Consider the following 19,410-nt stretch of genomic DNA (forward strand, 5'->3'; position numbering starts at 1 on the left):
TCACATCTCCTTTCTGCCGTTGATAAGGCATATTTCGGCAGCATCGTCCACGGTGATGATATTGTCGAAGTAACCACGGGTCATTCTGCTCACAGCCGTAGTGTAGAAGCTGCTGTTCGGGAAGAACTCATGGGGAGTCCCTATTGAAACTATCTTTCCCCCGAAGAACATAGCGCACCTGTCAGCGCATACTGCGGCGAACTCCACATCATGGGTAACAGTGACTATTGTAACGCCCTTTTCTTTGAGGGACTGCATGACAGACATCATATTCAGCTTTGAAGCTGCGTCCAGTCCCTTTGTAGGCTCGTCAAGGAGAAGTATCTTCGGCCTTGCAGCAAGGACTTTAGCCAGTGCAGCAAGCTGCTGCTCACCGCCCGAAAGGTCATAGGGATGCTTGTCAAGAAGATGAGAGATATCATAGGGCAGCTCAGACAGCTCTGCGCCGCATTCTTCCAGTTCCTCGCGTACAGTATTTTTCAGAAACACTGTCTGAACGTCCTGCGGCAGCATAGCAAGGCACTCACGGTAAAGCGAGCGGTTCTTGTAGTCCTTCAGCTTTTTGCCGAGTATGTTTATCCTGCCGCTGTATGCTCTGAGAAGTCCTGCTGCTGCGGACAGAGCCGTAGTCTTTCCCGAACCGTTTCCGCCCAGTATACAGAATATCTCACCATTGTACACCTTGAAGCTGAGTCCGTCGAGAATATCTTTGCCGTCACGGGTGTAGCGGAAATAAACGTCTTTGAATTCAAGAGCGATGTTATCATCATGCAAATAGGATACCTGCGCAAGTCCGCGAGTAGTATTCCCGTAATTGCTTTCGATGAAAGACCTGCCCTCGCGGACTGTCAGCGGACAGCTTCCGCTGCTGCTGAGTTTTGCGTATATACGCGAAGCCGCAGGCATACCGCAGAGTATATCGGGACGGCTTTTCAGTGTATTTACGGTATCTGACGGGGGGGCATCGGCGATGAGACTGCCATTCTCCATGACAATGAGCTTATCACATATAGGAACAACGTCCTCAAGGCGATGTTCAGCCATGATTATAGTCAGACCGAAGTCCTGATTGAGACGTTTCAGCGTAGCGATGAAGTCCGCAGCAGCAATGGGATCAAGCTGAGCAGTGGGTTCATCGAGAATAAGCAGCTGAGGCTGCATAACGAGTACGGAAGCAAGATTGAGGAGCTGCTTCTGACCGCCCGAAAGCTCCGCTGTATCTCTGTCGAACCAGTCTCCGATACCGAAATAGCTTGCCATTTCCGCGATACGTCGGTATATATCATCGGACTTTACGCCCAGATTTTCCAGTCCGAAAGCAAGCTCGTGCCACACCTTGTCCGTGACTATCTGCTGTTCGGGACGCTGCATGACAAAGCCAATAGAAGCGGCGGAAGTCCTGTCATCGAGGTCGGATAATTTCTTTCCGCAGAAAATAACTTTTCCGCTGACATCTCCGAGAGGAGTAAGCTCACGCTTCAGCATACGCAGCAGAGTGGACTTGCCGCTGCCCGTAGCTCCGCATAGTACAGCGAATTCGCCGCTGTTAAGGGAAAAACTTATCTTATTGAGCGCAGGGGAGCTGCATTGAGGGTAAGAAAAGGTCAGATCGTTGACCGCAAGTATTTCCATTTTAATCTGACCTCCGTTTCGATGATTAGCGGCAGCAGTATAAGTGCACCGTATGAGATTATACCCGATATGCCGAGGATATCGGGAGTTTTTATTTTTATTTCGGGATAAAAGTCAATGCTCAGTGAGTTCGTGCCCACTGCCGCTGCGGTAATTCCGAGAAGCAGCAGCGTTACGATGAGCAGGACTATATCTCCCACACGGAAGCCGAAGCGTCTCAGCTGAGTGCGTCTGCCTGTGCCGTAGCCCCTTGCCTCCATGCTGTCGGCAGTGATTATGCCGTTTTCAAGTGCCCATGTGACCATGACCGAGAACACCCTCGAACGTCCCTTTATATCGTCAATGATGTTGTCGTCCTTGTAAAGTCCCATAGTGGTCTGTGCGTTGTTTATTTTCTCGGACTGCCTTCCGAACAGGGGAACGAACCTGAGTGCCATTGAAAGTACCAGCGACAGCTTCGGCGAAAGCGCACCTGTGAGATACAGCAGCTTCTCGCTTGTCATTATCTGAGTGAACGACCTGAACCAGTACAGCACACCGATTATCATAGCTGCCGAATTCACGCCATACAGTAGAGCTTCAAGAGTTACGGGATTATGGTTCATAACGAAAAGTACAGTCTTTCCGTTGTGGGAAACAAGTGGATTTGCAAGAGCAAGCACGGCAAAGAGTATCCAGAAGAAAAGGTGCTCCCTGCCGTGTGAAAGACCGTTCCTGACTGTGAAGAACAGCACTGCTCCCACAAGGGATATAGCCATAAGTATGGGATAGTTGCAGAACATTGCGATTCCCGTAACGCTGAAAAACCATACAGCAACGACTATTGGATTGTATTCAGAGAATTTTCTCATTTTTCGTATACCTCATCAAGGTCGTGACCGAGCTCGCAGGTGTACAGCCACTCTATCTTATCTCCGTCACTGAGGACATATTCGCCGCAGTTGCGTGAGGGAGTGATACCGTTTACGTGGTACACCCAGCCCGAAAGGTCGCCGAAGTCAAATTCGTAGATATAGTTTATGCCTGCAATGTAGACCATGCCGTGTGAACCGCCCGAGCTGCCTGTATTCTCCACCTGTATGCCGTAGGTCTGAGCAGCTTCCGTAAGGATATCGAACACAGTATCCCCAGCCTCTATGTCAAAGGCTGTAGGTGCAAGAATAACGCCGTCCGCTGGGATATGTTCAGCCTTGCCTGCAATAGTGCCGCAGTTTATCTCCATAGTGACCGTGCCGATAGCATTATCCTTGTGCTTCTTCTCACCGCTGTAGTATTCCTCTGGCGAGGATATATCCGTAACAAGGACTATGACAACAGCCGCTCCCGTCACAAGTGCAAGGAAGATGAAGTTCTTGTAATTGCGCTTGCCGATAATGAATATAATTACAGCAATTACCGCAGCCGCTCCCACGATTATGAGTATGACAGTGGGCTTGTAATTCTTATGCTTGTCCGTACTTGAAGCTATAGTCGTCACGGTGAGCTGAGTATGAGAAGTCTTGACTGTGACAGTAGTTGTAACTGCATCAGTTTTTTCGGAAGAAGTGGTTTTCGTTGTTGCAGCCGCAGAAGTTACGGTAGTCTTTACAGAAGAAGTCTTTGCAGCAGTAACACTTTTTGCAGCAGTAGTCCGCGTATTTGAGTTATCCGTATTACCTGCATTGCTATTATCATGATGTCCGTCACTGTGGGTATCTTCGTGAGTATCGGGCTGAGACTGTTTGTGCAGAGCATTATTGTCGAGCACCAGCAGGGGAGAGCGTCCCTCAGTCATTCGCTTGAAAGCGATAAGAGAGTACAGTGACTGCACAGTTGCTGTCTCGTTGGACTCTTCGCCCATAGCGTGACAGAAGCTTCCGTCACTTAGCTGATAAGCTGTGATGCCGTCTATGACGTTGTTGCCGTTCTTGATGAACCTGTCATCGTACCTGCAATCTATTCCCAGAGCCGACAGCGCAGTAAGCACCTGAGCCGCACTTTCGGGATTTGGAGTACCGAAGCTCTGATAACCACCGTTATCCTCCTGACGGCTTGACATGAAGTCAAGAGCCCTGTCAACAGCCTCCGAGACATCGCTTCTGCCGCAGTTTGGCGCAAGAGCCTGAACGGTCATAGCCGTAACGTCAATATCACCGTAGCTGCCGAAAAGAGCCCAGCCACCGTCATCGTACTGCATGGAAAGGAGAGTGTCAACAACAGAGTCCTTAGTGAAGTTATGGCAGGTGTAGCCGTTATTGAGCACATGGAGACCGTATATCCAGCTCATCATGCCCTGTTCGCCTATGGAGCTGTCAAGGATATCGGAGATATAGCTGTCGGAGCTTCCTGCCGCACACAGAGCAAGTGCGAACTTCTCACGGGAGGTTGCCGAAGCAATATTATTGCCTGCAAGATAGCTCCTGAGAGAGCTCTCATACGCCGAAAGATCGGTATATCCGTCCTGACTGAGCGCGATAACGTACCAGTCCGAGGACCTGCCTGCGCCCTCTGCCGCTTCACCGCCGAGCCATTCCTGTACACTGCCCGAGCCCGTCTGTCTTAGCTTATAATCAACGATACCGCCGATGACAGATTCGATATCATCGGCGGTATATTCGCAGCACTCAGCCTTTAACGGAACAAGACTGAGACCAAGCATCAAAGTGATGACAGAGCACAGGATACCAGAAAGTATCTTATTCCTCATCTTTGTGTCTGAAAGCGATAGCAACTGCGGCAGCAGCACCCAGTGCGAAAACAGTTACGCCTGCACCCTTGTCGCCTGTCTTTGGAGAGTCTGACTTCTTAGCAGTAGTTGCCTTTGCTGTAGTTTTAGCAGTTGTCTTTGCAGTAGTCTTGGCTGTTGTAGTTGTTGTTTCAGTAGTAGTTGTAGTAGCTGAAGATGTTGTAGTAGTTGATGTAGTCTCGCCGTTGATATTTACAGTGAATGTAGGCGGAACGATATTGAGTGTATCAGAAACAGCACTTACAACGTTTTTGCCCGGTTCTGTAAGAGTTATCTTGAATGAGCCGTCATCGCCTGTAACTACGTCTGTTTCCTTGCCGTTTACAGTTATCTTTGCACCTGCAACAGGTTTTGAGACAGGTGTCCAGTTTGCATCGAAATCAACGTACATAAGGCTGCTTTCAACTTCATAGCCGGGATCGCTGTCAGGGTGATTTCTCATTGTGAAGTATGTGTATTTGTCTGAGTAACTCTTTGCATCTGAATATACAAATGCGTCCACTAAAGCATCATTTGCAATGATATCGGAAAGACCGTTTGCAGCGACATGATTTACATAATAGCCATAGCTTCCGCCGTTTTCAATTCCCCAGAGCTTATCGAGACCGAGTCCCCACTGTCCTACTGATGACTTGTAGCCTGCTGCTGCACCGCCCTCATAGAACTTTTCGTGAGCGATATAAAGTGCATCATTGATAGTGAGTTTGCCGTCACTGTCGATATCAGTGACCTCAATAGGCTCCTCAGCAAGAACGATTTTTTTATTATTGTCTGAGATAGTAACATAGACTTTTGTTACATCTTCTGCGGCTGCTGTCATGCTTAAAGCTGAAAAAGACATTACAATAGCAGCTGCCATAGCGATTGATTTTTTCATATAGACCGACTCCTTTAAAAGTATTAAGGGCAACAAAAAAGCCTTTCCGCAGGGCAGAAAAGCGCAGCTGGAAGGCTTCGCACAAGAGCGAAGAGATAGGCATACGTTTTTCATTGTCCAAAAACGATAAATACCTGCAATGTCCGACGAGCGATCCGACTGTACGGCAGTGACTGCTGCGACGGAATTTCACCGTGCTTCCCTCAGTTTCGGACTGCATAATATTCATTTATGAGATTATTATAGCACTTCACTTTTACACTGTCAAGCGCAGATAAACGGTATATTACTGAAAGTTTTTTATATTTGTTATATATGCAAACAAAGCAGCAGGACGGATATTATCTGTCCGCATAATAAATGATTAATAATACGGACTGCCACAGGCAGCCCCTACTAAGCACTATGCACTAAACACTAATCACTCGGGAGCCCGAGGGAGGGCTCCCCTACAGGCTAACCACTTATTTCTTATCCTTATAGGCGTAGCCGAAATTGATAGGCGGAGCAGTTACGGACACGTAAACGAACTCCTCATCGCCGTCGTTGAGCAGACCGTGAACGTCCTTATCGGCAAAGCGCACCACATCTCCAGCCTTGAAAGGCTTAGTTGTATCATTTTCGAGAAGGAGCTTGCCGCTGCCCTTGGTAGCGTACCATATCTGCTCGGAAGCATCGTGAGTATGTCTTGGCTGACTTGCCCCCACTTCAAGGTGGACCTCAGTAATAGTAACACGGGTACTTGCTGAGTTTTCGGGATTGAGGAGCTGACGGGAAATTACGCCGGGATTTGAAAGCTCTCTGATGTTGTCTGCACTTATGAATTCCATGATTATTCCTCCTTGATATAAAACACACCGCAGCTGTTAAACTGCGGTGTTATGATGACGTTTATTCCGTACATTCTTCAAGCATATGAAGTTCCTTGGTGTTGAATTCCTCGGGAGTGATAAATGTAGGTACCATTTTATGAAGAGCCTTTATGGCAATAGCCTCATCGTTTTTGAGAGCAGCATCGCGGAGCTTTTTAAGGCTTGCAGCGAAGCACTCCTCGTCGATATCTATCTGCTTGCCGATGAAGATGAGTTTGTTTGAGGTCTTTTTGAGTCCCTCCTCGTTCATGAGCAGCTCTTCCTTGATCTTTTCACCGGGTCTGAGACCTGTGAACACAATAGGTACATCTTTATAAGGTACTTTTCCGTACATACGAATGAGGTTTTCCGCAAGAGTTACTATCTTTACAGGCTGTCCCATGTCGAGTACGAAGATCTCGCCGCCATGAGCAATGGCAGCAGCCTCCATAACAAGGCTTACAGCCTCGGGGATAGTCATAAAGTAACGGATAATATCCTCATGTGTAACTGTTACAGGCTTGCCCTGTTCGATCTGTTTCTTGAAGAGCGGTATAACCGAGCCGTTTGAGCCGAGAACATTGCCGAAACGTGTTGTTACGAATTCAGTCTTGCCCTCATGCTGCTGTGAGAGATACTGCACTATCATTTCGCAGCATCTCTTTGAAGCACCCATAGCATTTGTAGGATTAACAGCCTTATCTGTAGATATCATAACAAATTTTTCTGCGTTGTGGAACTGAGCAAGTGTAGCTACGTTGAATGTACCTACAACGTTATTCTTTATAGCCTCCATAGGGGATACTTCCATGAGAGGAACGTGCTTGTGAGCCGCTGCATGGAAAACTATCTGAGGCTTGTACTTTTCAAATATCTGATTTATACGGTAATAATCACGAACAGAAGCAATAAGTGTAACGAGATTAAGGTCACTGCCGTATTCCATTACGAGCTCCTGCTGTATCTCATATGCATTATTTTCGTATATATCAACAATGATTATCTGCTGAGGGTGATACTTAGCGATCTGACGGACAAGCTCTGAACCGATGCTTCCGCCGCCGCCTGTTACCATACATACCTTGCCGTTGATGAAGTCCTTGATATCCTTGTTGTCGAACTTTATAGGATCGCGTCCGAGAAGCTCCTCGACCTTGATATCGTGTACCTGTCCCAGCAGTGTTGCCGAATCGTCAAGGATAAGAGTACCGATAAATGGAACGATCTTCAGAGGGAGCTTAGTCTCGTTGCATATGTCTATAGCAGCCTTGCGCTCGTCAGATGTAAGTGAGGGGATAGCAAGGATAAGCTGTTCTATGTTAAGCTCCTTGGCATATTTTACGAGTTCGTCTTCTCTTCCGACAACCTTGACGCCCATTATCTCCTTGCCAAGCTTTTTCGGATCGTTGTCGATAATGCAGACAGGGTTGAACTGCGCTGAATACTTGTCCTCGGTATAAGGTGATTTCTGAGCGTTGAAGATCTCGTTGAGAAGCATCTCGCAGCATACACCACCACCGATGATCATAGTACGCTTTGCGCTGTCGCTGAATTTTACTTCCGATTTCACAATAAACCTCCCAAAACACCGCTTCTATTGCGGAAAATTACTTCAAAAAATCTTTTCGCTTATATATCTTTTTATTTCCGAAAAGCATTTTTCCTCTTCGCCGCTGTTGTCAAATCTTACTGTTATACCTGCCTGAGCAAGCTTTTCTTCGGAAAAGTCCTTGCTGTCGGCAATAAAACGGCGGCAGAGCTCGGTATATTTCGGTACGGACTGAGTACGCTCACGCTCAATGGCGCGTATCAGCCTTATATCGTCAGCTACCTCGATATACAAGGGGATAACGACATCACCGCAAAAATGCTTTTTTATTTTTATGTATGATTCAAGAGTGCCGATGCCTATACAGCTGCCTTTATCGAGAGATATGCTGTCAGAGGCAGTAAAATACGTCCATTCGCCGCAGACAGTATCATATGTACGTTCTTCGATGACCATGCCTTTTTTCATCATATCATCGAAGGTATCTCTGTCAACAAAATGGTATTCTCTTCCGTCCTTTTCATTGTCTCTGATAGGACGGGTAGTGTACAGGACTATCGGGGTAAGTCCGAGTTCGGAAACGATGCGCCTGAAAAAGGTGTCTTTTCCTGATGAGCTCTTACCCATGATATAAAAAATGTGGTTCATTTACAAGCTCCGAAAATAAAATCATGTTTTTGCAGATTACTCCACGATATTCAATTATATCACAATATATTGAAGAAATCAAGGGGTTAGATACTCAATTATTGCTATTTTTTATGGAGTGGGTATAAATAGTCTAATTCAACGAAATATAAGCAGAAACGTGATTTTTTATGGGTAAAAGTGCTGTTTTAATGGGCGAATTTGTAAATTTTCCGTTTCATGGCTTTACATCGGGTAAAAAAAGTATTAAAGTATAATTTGGAAAACTGAAAACATGAACGGAGGTTTATGAATGAAAAAAAGAAAAAGACTTGCTCAGAGAGCATTCTGGGCAATGGCTGCTGCGGTCATAGCAGGCAGTTCTTTCCTACAGGCAGGGACAGAGCTTGCACCGCTCACAGCAAATGCAGGACAACAGCTTGGACAGACAGATTTTGAGGACGGTGTGGGACTCCCGTGGCATATAGTGGAGTCAGCTCCCGGAGAAATGGACTTTGAGATAGACAATGGAGTATATACAGTTGAGATAGTAAATCCCGGCGGAGCTTCACGAGGCGGTGAGGATCGCTGGGACTGTCAGTTCAGACACAGAGGACTGAAGATAGTATCAGGACATAAATATAAGGTATCCTACGAGATAACTCCCTCAGAGAGCGGCAAATACTACACAAAGATAGGCAACCTTGACGGCGATGTTGAGATATGGCACAACATGATGTCGGATAGCGGTCCCGATTTCAATTCCACATGGGACTGCATACAAATAGGCAAGAACGAGACAAAAAAGGTAGACGTGACTTTTACTGCCGACAAGTCACTTGACGTTGCGGAGTGGGCTTTCCATTTAGGCGGCGACGGTCAGTACACCAACGGTGACTGCTTCCCAGTGGGAACGAAGATAAAGTTCGACAATATGTCCCTTATCGACCTGACAAGCGATGAGAACGATTATCCCGAGAATGTTAAGTACGAACGCGCAGGCATACTCACAAATCAGGTGGGCTACTTCAAGGACAGAGCCAAGAGAGCAACACTGCTCAGCGACTCTGACAAGCCTGTCGAGTTCACTCTCAAGGATGACTCCGACAAAACAGTATATGAGGGAAAAACAGTACCTTTCGGTCTTGATAAGGACTCCGATGACAAGGTACATATCATAGATTTTTCAGACTTCAAAAAGACGGGTACTTATTACCTTGAAGCTGCGGACGGCAGCAAAAGCCATGAATTTACCATTGGCGGCTCTGAGGACTATTCCTCACTGCTCTATGACTCGCTGAACTACTTCTATCAGAACCGCAGCGGCATCGAAATAGAGAGCGACTTCATCTCATCAGGCGATACCTCCGAGCTTGCCCGTGCAGCAGGTCACCCCAAGGATATGGCTGAGATAGAACAGACATGGGGATACAGCGGAAGCAGCGGCACTATAGACGTTACAGGCGGCTGGTACGATGCAGGCGACCACGGCAAATACGTAGTCAACGGCGGCTTCTCACTCTGGCTCATGCAGAACCAGTACGAGACTGCACTGAAATACGGCTTTGAAAAGGCTTATGCCGACGGCACTATGCTCATTCCCGAAAATAATAACGGCACTCCCGACCTTCTTGACGAAGCTCGCTGGGAAATGGAATGGATGCTGAAAATGATAGTGGACAAGGGCGAATATAAGGGCATGGCTTACCACAAGGCTCACGATGAGAAGTGGACGGCTCTTGGAATTGCTCCTGCCGATGACGATATGAAGCGTATCGTAAAACCACCTACCACAGCAGCTACACTTAATCTTGCCGCTTGTGCCGCACAGGCTGCACGACTCTGGAAGGACTACGACAAGGAATTCGCCGACGAGTGTCTCGAAGCGGCTGAAAACGCATTTGCAGCTGCAAAGAAGCACCCTGCAATGTATGCGCCTCTTGACGAGTCTGTAGGCGGCGGAGCTTACGGCGATGATGATGTTGAGGACGAGTTCTGCTGGGCAGCTCTTGAGCTCTTCATCACAACAGGCAACGAGGATTATTACGATGAGGCAACAGAGAATAAATTCTTCCTCAATGTACCTAAGTCACTTGGCGGCGGTGAGAGCGTTGATACTGTGGGAAGCTTCGACTGGGGCAACACAGGTGCGCTTGCAACTCTCAGCGCAGCACTCAATTCCGAGAAATTCGACAAGGGCGATGCCGAGATAGTAAATGAAGCTATTATTTCCGCAGCAGACGAGTACATCACAATGGAGGAAAATCAGGGCTACGGACTGCCTTACGGTCAGAGCACTCTCAGCTATAACGACAGCGATAAAGGCTATATATGGGGCTCTAACTCATTCGTAGCAGATAATGCCATAGTTATGTCATATGCATATCTTCTCACAAATGATGAACAGTATCTTGACGGAGCCATTGGCGGCATGGACTATCTCCTTGGCAGAAATGCAATGGACTACTCCTACGTTACAGGCTATGGTTCACACGCTATAGAGTATCCTCACCACCGTTTCTGGGCAAAGCAGATAGACGAGACGTTCCCGAAAGCACCGAACGGCGTAATGTGCGGCGGACCGAACTCAGGTATGCAGGATCCGTGGGTACAGGGCTCAGGCTGGAAGAAAGGCGAGATACCGCCTCAGAAGTGCTACCTTGACAACATCGAGGCATGGTCTGTCAACGAGTGTACTATCAACTGGAATGCTTCTCTTGCGTGGCTCACAGCCTTTACTGCTCAGGAAGCAAGTGATGACGGAATAGAAATAGGTCATCACAGCAACGGCAAAAAGCCTGATAAGGAAGAGGAGACCGAGACAACTACCAAGAAGTCAAAGTCTGACGATACTACAACAAAGGCAGCAAAGACAGAGGATAAGGATACCAAGAAAGAAAAAGACGATAAGTCGGACGGTCTGGGTAAATTAGCTCTTATCTGCGGCGCAGCAGTTGCAGGTCTTATCTCTTTGGAACTTTTTGTGTATAAAATGGCAAAGCTGAAAAAGAACAATAAATAACACAAAGCCGCAGCAGCTCTGATACCGAGCACTGCGGCTTTTCATACTGGTCAAAACTGCGTAAACAGCCAAATTTTCATTTTATTATCACAAACGCAGACAAACTCAGGCTTGACTTTTTCGGGAATACGTAGTATAATATTCTATATTTATTAAATAGGAGCGTGTTTTTTTAATGAGTAAAGGAAACGGCTTTTTCAGTAATCTGAAAAAATCCACAAAGATAACTCTCATCTCTTGCGGCTGTTTCATTGCACTTTCAGCAGCTATCCTCTTTTTCTTCGTTATGTTCCCGATAACACCTTCCGAAAAGGTGATATCAGCGTTTGGACGCGAGACGATCTATAAAAAGGATACTGCCGGAACAACAGTTACTACAACAGTGATATCTACTTCAGATAATAATAAAGCGGCTACGACCACTAAGGTCAAAACCACAACTGCCCGCAGGACAACAGGAACAGATATACCTGATGTAACACAGGGCTCTGGCTTCTACACAGGACAGAAGATACCTTCCGGCGGTACACCCGGTGAGAATTACTTCACACCTACATTCCAGACTACAACAACATCTGTTGCAGGCGGATATTCAAACGGCGGATATCCTATCACAAGTACACCTAACGGCGGTACAGGCTCAGGTGGAGTTACAGGCGGCGGCACAGGCACAGGCGGCGAAGCTCAGTTACCTGTAGAAGGCGGCGGAAACGGTACAGGCGGCGAAGCTCAGGCACCTGTAGAAGGCGGCGGAGCAACTGGCGGCGGAACTCCCGCACCTGTAGAAGGCGGCGGAGCAACTGGCGGTGAAGCACCTGCACCTGCTGACGGCGGCGGAGCTGCTGCATCTGAATAATACAAAGAAAGGCTTCCAATTGATTTGGAAGCCTTAGTTTTTAGTGCATAGTGCTTAGTGAATAGTAAGTAGTGAGTAGAGAGTAGTAGGGGCGAACAGAGTTCGCCCTTTTTAATTCGTAATTTGTAATTAAAGTGTCATAAGCGATGTGTAGGGGACGGCGTTCTCGACGTCCCTTATATCATTTGTTAACTGAGCTCGATCAGAAAACAGCTTTTTTTATCATATCCAGCTCTTTGAGTGAAATGCAGTTAGGTATATCCTCATATTTCATAACTGAGAGGAGCTCGTCTATCTCAGCCCAGCCTACCTCAGAGACTTCTGAGGACTGCAATGTAAGATCTTCTATTTCGATAGGCACACGGCATATATATACAGCCACAAGCTCATTATCGTGAATATCGCCCTTTGAGTATTCAGCCCTTTTCAGACCGATGAATTCGAGCTGGCTGCGGTTGATATCGAGACCAAGCTCTTCGTGGACTTCCTTGAGAGCAGCGTGACGGAATTCCTCACCCTGTGAAACATGACCTGCTGCCGAAACGTCATAGCAGTCGGGGTTGATGTCCTTTTCGTGGGCACGTTTCTGAAGAAGCACGAATATACCGCCGTCACGGCGTTTTATCATCCATATATGTACAGTCGGGTGGAGCTCACCGTCCCTGTGTACAAGTGTACGTGGCTTGCTGTCGGCAGTTATCCTTGCCTTATCGTCAATGAGGTTGAGGAACTCATCAACTATGAATTCCACATTTATCTCGGGATTTTCCTCGGCAGCTTCCGTGAACACAGCCTTTATCTCGTCAACAGCTGCATTTTCAGTTTCCTCGTTTGACACATAGACCTTATACGAAGCAGGAGAGCCTTTTTCTGCGATAGCTCCTGCAAGGGTGAACTTGTCGTTAATGTCGGGGGCATCAAGTTTTTTTGCAGTCTCGGCATAGAGCTTTTCCGCAGTAGCCAGTCTGCTCAGAAAAATTTCAACATCTTCCATAATTCTCTCCATCTCAGCATTTGCTTGCATCGTAATGTTTTCAGCGGTTTACATTATATACCCATGAGTGAAAAAAGTCAAGTCATTTTTCGTGAATTATAAAAAACAGCTCCCCGTTTTTTACGGGGAGCATATCAGCGTCCCAAAGAGGAGTCGAACCTCCGGCCTACTGCTTAGGAGGCAGTCGCTCTATCCTACTGAGCTATTGGGACACATTATGTATATTATTTTATCACATTTTTCCTCTCATTGCAAGCACTGATGAATAATTTTACATTTTTACTTAAATATACTGCGGATTTGAGCAATTTGACAATGCCTTTTATATTGACGTTTTTAGCAAAATCTGTTATAATAATTATATCTATACATTAATAATATTAAAGCAGCTCTGCAAGGCAGAGATCTACTCTTTACGGAGATGATAAAAATGAACGAACTTACCACTGTGGATGAAACAGTGACCGAAGCTGCGACCAATGAAGTTATCGGGACGATACAGGAGTCTGTAGAAAAGACCACAGGCTTTTTCAGTGATGCAGCTGAATATCTTAGAAAGGCACTGCCTTTGATAATAGTTGCATTGCTGATACTTGTTCTGGGCATACTTATCTCGAAGCTCATAGCAAAAATAGTAGGCAAGGCAGTTTCAAAGTCCAATGTCAACGGCGCAGCAAAAAGCTTCCTTGTATCGCTGATAAAGATAATACTTTACATCGCAGTCGTGATAATGGCATTGTCCGTACTCAAAGTACCGATGTCGTCAATAATAACCATACTCGGTGCAGCAGGACTTGCTATCAGCCTTGCACTGCAAAGCTGTCTGTCCAACCTGAGCGGCGGATTTATAATCCTGTTCACCAAGCCATTCACAACGGGTGATATCATAGAGCTTGACGGTTCTGTAGGAACAGTACGCGACATAGGTATATTCTATACGAAAATGCTCACCTTTGACGGCAAGACCGTATTCATACCAAACGGCAAGGTAACTGACGCAAAGATAGTGAACTACACCGAAACTCCTGCAAGGCGTATTGATCTGAGCTTTGCAATAAGCTACAGCTCAGATTTTGAAAAGGCTCGGCAGGTGATACTCAATGTCATTGCAAATGAAAAGCTCATACTGAAAGAGCCTGCACCTGTTGTAAGAATGAGCTCACATAATAACAGCTCCGTGTCCGTTGCGGTGCTCGTATGGGTAAATAACGGAGACTTTCTTGAAGAGAGCTACAATATGACAGAAGCAGTAAAGGTTGCATTTGAGGAAAACGGCATAGAGATACCGTTTGACCAGTTAGATATACACATAAAGGACAAGGTTTGATGAGCGAAAAAAAAGAGATAAAGCAAGGCGGAACACAAAAGAAAGAAGAGAAAAAGAAGAGCTCAGCGTTTTGGCTGTGGATAATTATACTGTTTATTTTATGGTGGTTCAACAACTATACGCTGAAAACCAACAGCGTCAGCATGAAGTCGGCAAAGGTCAGCAGTAAAATGCGCTTTGCAGTTATAAGCGACCTTCACGCCACAAAGCACGGCATAAAGAATAAGACCATATTTGAGGCAGTTGATAAAGAGAAGCCCGACGTTGTATTCTTCCTCGGGGATATGTATACCAGAGAAAGTGAAAGAGAGCTTATGAGCAAGCCGGTTGAGCTTGCAGAGGAATTCATATCTACGGGATATCCTGTATATGCAGTAACAGGCGAGCATGACACGGACAGAGAGTATATAAACGACCTTGAAAATGCAGGTGTGAATGTCCTTGAGTATGAGAGCGAATACATTGATGTAAAGGGCAATCGCGTTCATCTTATGGGCATAGACAATGTGTACTACAGTCCCACATTCAATCTCGGGAATGAGTTTTCCACAGATGAGAACAGCTTTGATCTGCTGCTTGCACATATTCCGAATTATGAGAAATTCGCGGCTTTCGGAGCTGACCTTACCATATGTGCCGACACTCACGGCGACATGGTACAGCTTCCGTTCTTAGGACCGCTTTACGATACGGAAACAAAAACATGGCTTCCAAAGCTCTCGGATAAAGAGCTTAAAATATATGACAAAGGCTTTTTTGATTATGACGGGGGAAAAATGTTCATAACATCGGGAATAGGAGTTTATCCCGGACCTTTCCGATTTAATAACCGTCCCGAAGTAGTCATATTAGACGTTGAACCAAAGAGGTGAAAGGTATGAGCAGGGAAAATATTACAGATATTGCAGTTATCGGAGGCGGAGCATCAGGACTTGCGGCAGCTATCGAGGCAAAGACCATAATGCCCAATGCAAAGGTAGTCATACTTGAAAAGCTTGACAGAGTAGGCAAAAAGCTGCTTGCAACAGGCAACGGAAGATGCAATCTCAGCAACACTGATCTTAGTGACGGACATTTCCACGGCAGCGTAAGGAACGCAAAGAGGATAATGCAGTCAACTCCCTCGGCAAAGGAGTTTTTCGGCAGTCTCGGAGTGCTGTGTACAGCTGACTCAAAGGGCAGGATATATCCTCGCAGCAACAATGCGGCAACTGTGCTCAATGCGCTTAGAATGAGGGCAGAGGAGCTTGGTATCATTGAAAGATGCGGCTTTGAAGCCAACTTCATAGAGAGTACTGACAAATGCTTCAGGATATGTACTGCTTCGGGTGAGAAGTACCCATGCAGACGCATAATAGTTGCGGCAGGAGGCTATGCTGCACCGCAGTTCGGAACTGACGGCAGTGTTATAAGGCTTCTCCGCAGCAAGGGCTGCCACACTACAAAGATATGCCCTGCCGTAGCACCTCTGAGGGTTCGTCCCGAGCTTCTGAAAGGGCTCAAAGGAGTCCGCGCAAAGGGCAGAGTAACCGCTTATTCGGGCGGACGCTTCCTCAAGGACGAAACAGGCGAGATACAGTTTACCGAGAATTCACTTTCGGGTATCTGCGTATTTAATATGGCTCATCTCATTTCAAGGTTCGACGGCAAGCTCACACTCAGGCTGGACCTTGCGGCAGATATGGAAAATGAACAGCTCATGGGCTACCTCCGCATCATACACTATCAGCGCGGAAAACACACCACAGACGAGCTGCTCACAGGACTTTTCCAGCGTAATCTTGCGGCATACATAACCAAGAGAGCTTTGGGCAAGCCTCTCACTGAAAAGATATCTTCACTGACTGATGCTGACCTTAAAAAGGTTGCACAGCTCATAAAGAATATGGATTTTGACATTCTCGGCAGCGCACCGTGGAAGGACGCACAGGTAACATCAGGCGGCATCAGCGGCGAGTGCGTTGACGACAGATTGCAGCTGAGAAGCGAAAAGGGTATCTTCCTCTGCGGTGAGATACTTGATATCGACGGCGACTGCGGCGGCTATAACCTGCAATGGGCATGGTCATCGGGAATATTCGCAGGACGAAACTGCGCGGAGTCACTGAGAGGTGTAGCATTATGATAAGAGCAGGCGGCATAAGAGTTTCGCTTGATACCGACCTCAGCGACCTTGCAGGGATATGCGAGAAAAAGCTGCGTATAAGCCGTGACAGGATAATCAGCGTAAAGCTTGCAAAGAAATCGGTGGACGCACGCAAGAAGTCCGATGTACATTTTCTTATTTCCCTTGATATTGAAGCAAAGGGCGAGGAAAAGCTGCTGAAAACTCTGAAAAACGCCACGAAAACCGAAAAGACGGACTACAGAGTAACAAAGCTGAAAAAACTGCCTTACCGCCCTGTAGTTGTTGGTTTCGGACCTGCTGGAATGTTCGCATCACTTGTCCTTGCAATGGCAGGAGCAAAGCCGATAGTCCTCGAAAGAGGCGGTGATGTGGACTCCCGTGTAAAGGCAGTTGAGGAATTTCAGAGCGGCGGAAAGCTTGATACCGAATGTAACGTGCAGTTCGGCGAGGGCGGAGCAGGTACTTTTTCCGACGGCAAGCTGACCACAGGCATAAAGGACAGGCGTATCGGCTGGATACTGGAAAAGCTTGTGGAATTCGGTGCGCCCGATGAGATACTGTATCTTGCGAAGCCCCATATCGGTACGGACAAGCTCCGCGGAGCTGTAAAGTCTCTCCGAGAGAGAGTAATATCTCTGGGCGGTGAAGTCAGATTTAACGCCAAATTCTGCGGAATTGAGACCAAAAACGGCAGCCTTTCCGCAGTGAGATACACACAGAACGGACAGGAGCACAGGCTTGAAACTCAAAGCCTGATACTTGCTACAGGTCACAGCGCAAGGGACGTATTTGAGCTGCTCTACAATGAGGATATAACACTTTCACAGAAGAATTTTTCAGTGGGAGTCCGTGCGGAGCATCTCAGAAAAGACATCGACAAAGCAATGTACGGCGATTTTGCAGGACACCCTGCACTTAAAGCAGCCGATTACAAGCTTGCGGTACATCTCCCCAACGGACGTACGCTGTATACCTTCTGTATGTGTCCGGGCGGACACGTTGTGGCAGCTTCATCTGAGGATGGCAGACTTGCAGTCAACGGCATGAGCTATTTCTCCCGTGACGCGGAGAACTCCAACAGCGCACTCCTTGTGAACATAAATACCGATGACTACGGCAGCGACCACCCACTTGCAGGAATGTACTTCCAGCGTGAGCTCGAAGAAAAGGCTTTCATTGCAGGCGGCAGCGATTACCATGCACCTGCGGCAGTCCTCGGTGATTTCATGGAAGGGCGTGTCAGTGAAAAGCTTGGCAGAGTCAAGCCAACGTATCGTCCTGATGTAAGATTTGCAGCTCCCGAGGAATATCTTCCCGACTACGTGTGCGAGTCACTGAGACTTGGCATAAAGGAAATGGGCAAGAAGATAAAGGGCTTTGACGATAATGATACTCTCCTGACAGGTATAGAGAGCAGAAGCAGTTCCCCTGTAAGGATAAACAGAGGCGACGACCTGCAATCCGTATCGCTGAAAGGACTTTATCCCTGCGGTGAGGGCGCAGGCTATGCAGGCGGCATAGTTTCGGCAGCAGTTGACGGCATGAAGTGCGCCGAAGCTGTTATAGAAGCTCTGAGCCGTTAAACTGTATGGACGACTATTGGTCGTCCGCAAAAAAGCAGAAACAGGAACGCCGGCTTCGGTGTTTCGCGTATAGAATTATAATTTAAAATCGAAACGGAGGCTTAGTTATGAAGATCAATGTTATCGGCGGAGAAATGGACAGACGCGAGATAGACGAGTACATAAAGTATGTAGGACAGAAATATGTCGGCAGACAGATATGTGAGCTTGATATAACAATAGACGGTGAATTTGTAGACCTGAAGGTCCATTTTAAGGACATGGATTTTCAGAGAGCCTACCGTTCAGCCGACTATCTGGTAAACAGCATGGAAAAGCTCAATGATGCAAAGCAGAAGGAGTTTTCCGAAAAGGAAAGGCACAAGGTTTAAGGAGCATATCGAATGAATTTAACTAACATCGGTACAGTTAAGGAGATACTTTCCCGTCACGGGTTCAGCTTCTCAAAGGGACTGGGACAGAACTTTATCATAAATCCCGATATCTGCCCGAAAATAGCAGAAAACGGCAATGCCTGCGAGGGCTTCGGAGTTCTTGAGATAGGCACGGGTATAGGTGTACTCACAGCGGAGCTTGCAAAGCGTGCAGACAAGGTAACGGCGGTGGAGATAGACACAAGGCTGCTTCCCATACTTGAAGAAACTCTTGCAGACTTTGACAACGTGAAGATAATCAACGAGGACGTAATGAAGTGCGACCTGCACAAGCTCATCAAAGAGGAGTTTGGCGGACTTAAAGTGGCTGTGTGCGCAAATCTTCCGTACTACATCACTTCGCCTATTATTATGATGCTCCTTGAAAACCGACTTCCTATCGAGTCCATAACGGTCATGGTGCAGAAGGAAGCCGCACAGCGTCTCTGCGCAAAGGTAGGCAGCCGTGACGCAGGAGCTATAACAGTAGGTGTGAACTACTATGGCGAAGTCAAGAAGCTTTTTGACGTATCACGTGGCAGCTTTATGCCTGCGCCAAATGTTGATTCGGCTGTAATAAGGATAGACCTTAACACTGAGCACCGCCTTGACGAAGAAAGCGAGAGATTTTTCTTCAAGGTTGTAAAGGCAGGCTTTGAGCAGCGCAGAAAGACTCTTGCCAATTCACTTGTGTCCATAATGGGCATACCAAAGGAAAAGGTGTATGCTTCACTGAAAGATATGGGACTTCCCGAAACTGCTCGTATCGAGCAGCTTGATATGGAACAGCTCATCGACTTTTCTGCAAGGCTGATGAAGGACTGAT

General features: G+C 46.9%; 16 protein-coding genes, 1 tRNA gene and 1 riboswitch. Of the genes, 8 read left to right on the plus strand and 9 right to left on the minus strand.

Annotation, left to right across the window (positions count from 1 at the left end):
* The 7 genes from BLW60_RS10100 to BLW60_RS10130 form a co-directional block, all read right to left on the minus strand.
* Complete coding sequence (locus tag BLW60_RS10100; RefSeq protein ID WP_074716972.1) at window positions 1-1,632, minus strand: ABC transporter ATP-binding protein; 1,632 nt, start codon at window positions 1,630-1,632, stop codon at window positions 1-3.
* On the minus strand, window positions 1,605-2,483 hold the full coding sequence (locus BLW60_RS10105) for an energy-coupling factor transporter transmembrane component T (RefSeq protein ID WP_074716974.1): 879 nt from the start codon (window positions 2,481-2,483) through the stop codon (window positions 1,605-1,607). Before BLW60_RS10105 ends, BLW60_RS10100 begins: the two co-directional genes overlap by 28 nt.
* Entirely contained in the window at window positions 2,480-4,318 is a 1,839-nt protein-coding gene (locus tag BLW60_RS10110; protein WP_074716976.1) for a DUF4430 domain-containing protein, read from the minus strand. Before BLW60_RS10110 ends, BLW60_RS10105 begins: the two co-directional genes overlap by 4 nt.
* Window positions 4,308-5,234, minus strand: a complete 927-nt coding sequence (locus BLW60_RS10115) for a peptidase associated/transthyretin-like domain-containing protein (protein ID WP_074716978.1) — start codon at window positions 5,232-5,234, stop codon at window positions 4,308-4,310. Before BLW60_RS10115 ends, BLW60_RS10110 begins: the two co-directional genes overlap by 11 nt.
* Window positions 5,235-5,374: 140 nt before the next feature.
* Window positions 5,375-5,450, minus strand: a riboswitch (adenosylcobalamin-variant (AdoCbl-variant) riboswitch).
* A gap of 248 nt (window positions 5,451-5,698) precedes the next feature.
* Window positions 5,699-6,064: a cupin domain-containing protein gene (locus BLW60_RS10120; RefSeq protein ID WP_074716980.1), complete on the minus strand. Its 366-nt coding sequence runs from the start codon at window positions 6,062-6,064 to the stop codon at window positions 5,699-5,701.
* A 61-nt stretch (window positions 6,065-6,125) separates the two neighbouring features.
* Window positions 6,126-7,655 (minus strand): polysaccharide biosynthesis protein, encoded by a 1,530-nt coding sequence (locus BLW60_RS10125; RefSeq protein WP_074716982.1) that lies wholly within the window; start codon window positions 7,653-7,655, stop codon window positions 6,126-6,128.
* Between the two features lie 42 nt (window positions 7,656-7,697).
* Window positions 7,698-8,282, minus strand: a complete 585-nt coding sequence (locus BLW60_RS10130) for a guanylate kinase (protein ID WP_074716984.1) — start codon at window positions 8,280-8,282, stop codon at window positions 7,698-7,700.
* A gap of 292 nt (window positions 8,283-8,574) precedes the next feature.
* Between BLW60_RS10130 and BLW60_RS10135 the strand changes: the two genes are divergently transcribed.
* Both BLW60_RS10135 and BLW60_RS10140 read left to right on the plus strand, forming a co-directional pair.
* Complete coding sequence (locus BLW60_RS10135) at window positions 8,575-11,283, plus strand: glycoside hydrolase family 9 protein (protein WP_074716986.1); 2,709 nt, start codon at window positions 8,575-8,577, stop codon at window positions 11,281-11,283.
* 175 nt (window positions 11,284-11,458) lie between these two features.
* Window positions 11,459-12,139: a hypothetical protein gene (locus tag BLW60_RS10140; RefSeq protein ID WP_074716988.1), complete on the plus strand. Its 681-nt coding sequence runs from the start codon at window positions 11,459-11,461 to the stop codon at window positions 12,137-12,139.
* Window positions 12,140-12,341: 202 nt separating this feature from the next.
* Here the strand turns inward: BLW60_RS10140 and BLW60_RS10145 are convergent, their stop codons facing one another.
* Together BLW60_RS10145 and BLW60_RS10150 are read right to left on the minus strand one after the other, a co-directional pair.
* Entirely contained in the window at window positions 12,342-13,133 is a 792-nt protein-coding gene (locus BLW60_RS10145; RefSeq protein ID WP_242872862.1) for an NUDIX hydrolase, read from the minus strand.
* A gap of 138 nt (window positions 13,134-13,271) precedes the next feature.
* Window positions 13,272-13,345, minus strand: a tRNA-Arg gene (locus tag BLW60_RS10150).
* 218 nt (window positions 13,346-13,563) lie between these two features.
* On the opposite strand from BLW60_RS10150, the gene BLW60_RS10155 reads away from it, so the two are divergent.
* From BLW60_RS10155 to rsmA, 6 genes are all read left to right on the plus strand, one after another.
* Window positions 13,564-14,460 carry a mechanosensitive ion channel family protein gene (locus BLW60_RS10155; protein ID WP_074716992.1) on the plus strand — a complete coding sequence of 299 codons (897 nt, stop codon included), beginning with the start codon at window positions 13,564-13,566 and terminating at the stop codon, window positions 14,458-14,460.
* Complete coding sequence (locus tag BLW60_RS10160; protein ID WP_074716994.1) at window positions 14,460-15,332, plus strand: metallophosphoesterase; 873 nt, start codon at window positions 14,460-14,462, stop codon at window positions 15,330-15,332. Before BLW60_RS10155 ends, BLW60_RS10160 begins: the two co-directional genes overlap by 1 nt.
* A 5-nt stretch (window positions 15,333-15,337) precedes the next feature.
* Window positions 15,338-16,585 carry an aminoacetone oxidase family FAD-binding enzyme gene (locus tag BLW60_RS10165; protein WP_074716996.1) on the plus strand — a complete coding sequence of 416 codons (1,248 nt, stop codon included), beginning with the start codon at window positions 15,338-15,340 and terminating at the stop codon, window positions 16,583-16,585.
* Window positions 16,582-18,171, plus strand: a complete 1,590-nt coding sequence (locus tag BLW60_RS10170; RefSeq protein ID WP_074716998.1) for an NAD(P)/FAD-dependent oxidoreductase — start codon at window positions 16,582-16,584, stop codon at window positions 18,169-18,171. The genes BLW60_RS10165 and BLW60_RS10170 overlap by 4 nt, the downstream gene beginning before the upstream one ends.
* Before the next feature lie 107 nt (window positions 18,172-18,278).
* On the plus strand, window positions 18,279-18,542 hold the full coding sequence (locus BLW60_RS10175; RefSeq protein ID WP_074717000.1) for a hypothetical protein: 264 nt from the start codon (window positions 18,279-18,281) through the stop codon (window positions 18,540-18,542).
* Between the two features lie 12 nt (window positions 18,543-18,554).
* Complete coding sequence (gene rsmA / locus BLW60_RS10180; RefSeq protein ID WP_074717002.1) at window positions 18,555-19,409, plus strand: 16S rRNA (adenine(1518)-N(6)/adenine(1519)-N(6))-dimethyltransferase RsmA; 855 nt, start codon at window positions 18,555-18,557, stop codon at window positions 19,407-19,409.
* The last annotated feature ends 1 nt before the right edge of the window (window position 19,410 follow it).

This window comes from Ruminococcus flavefaciens (assembly GCF_900108555.1).
Classification (GTDB): domain Bacteria; phylum Bacillota; class Clostridia; order Oscillospirales; family Ruminococcaceae; genus Ruminococcus; species Ruminococcus flavefaciens_P.

What these genes read in the sequence shown, in the direction of transcription:
- BLW60_RS10135 (WP_074716986.1), top strand. Translation starts at nt 8,575, where the DNA reads ATGAAAAAAAGAAAAAGACTTGCTCAGAGAGCATTCTGGGCAATGGCT.
- BLW60_RS10115 (WP_074716978.1), bottom strand. Translation starts at nt 5,234, where the DNA reads ATGAAAAAATCAATCGCTATGGCAGCTGCTATTGTAATGTCTTTTTCA.
- BLW60_RS10175 (WP_074717000.1), top strand. Translation starts at nt 18,279, where the DNA reads ATGAAGATCAATGTTATCGGCGGAGAAATGGACAGACGCGAGATAGAC.
- BLW60_RS10120 (WP_074716980.1), bottom strand. Translation starts at nt 6,064, where the DNA reads ATGGAATTCATAAGTGCAGACAACATCAGAGAGCTTTCAAATCCCGGC.
- BLW60_RS10130 (WP_074716984.1), bottom strand. Translation starts at nt 8,282, where the DNA reads ATGAACCACATTTTTTATATCATGGGTAAGAGCTCATCAGGAAAAGAC.
- BLW60_RS10165 (WP_074716996.1), top strand. Translation starts at nt 15,338, where the DNA reads ATGAGCAGGGAAAATATTACAGATATTGCAGTTATCGGAGGCGGAGCA.
- BLW60_RS10110 (WP_074716976.1), bottom strand. Translation starts at nt 4,318, where the DNA reads ATGAGGAATAAGATACTTTCTGGTATCCTGTGCTCTGTCATCACTTTG.
- BLW60_RS10145 (WP_242872862.1), bottom strand. Translation starts at nt 13,133, where the DNA reads ATGGAAGATGTTGAAATTTTTCTGAGCAGACTGGCTACTGCGGAAAAG.
- BLW60_RS10160 (WP_074716994.1), top strand. Translation starts at nt 14,460, where the DNA reads ATGAGCGAAAAAAAAGAGATAAAGCAAGGCGGAACACAAAAGAAAGAA.
- BLW60_RS10155 (WP_074716992.1), top strand. Translation starts at nt 13,564, where the DNA reads ATGAACGAACTTACCACTGTGGATGAAACAGTGACCGAAGCTGCGACC.
- BLW60_RS10100 (WP_074716972.1), bottom strand. Translation starts at nt 1,632, where the DNA reads ATGGAAATACTTGCGGTCAACGATCTGACCTTTTCTTACCCTCAATGC.
- BLW60_RS10105 (WP_074716974.1), bottom strand. Translation starts at nt 2,483, where the DNA reads ATGAGAAAATTCTCTGAATACAATCCAATAGTCGTTGCTGTATGGTTT.
- BLW60_RS10170 (WP_074716998.1), top strand. Translation starts at nt 16,582, where the DNA reads ATGATAAGAGCAGGCGGCATAAGAGTTTCGCTTGATACCGACCTCAGC.
- BLW60_RS10140 (WP_074716988.1), top strand. Translation starts at nt 11,459, where the DNA reads ATGAGTAAAGGAAACGGCTTTTTCAGTAATCTGAAAAAATCCACAAAG.
- rsmA (WP_074717002.1), top strand. Translation starts at nt 18,555, where the DNA reads ATGAATTTAACTAACATCGGTACAGTTAAGGAGATACTTTCCCGTCAC.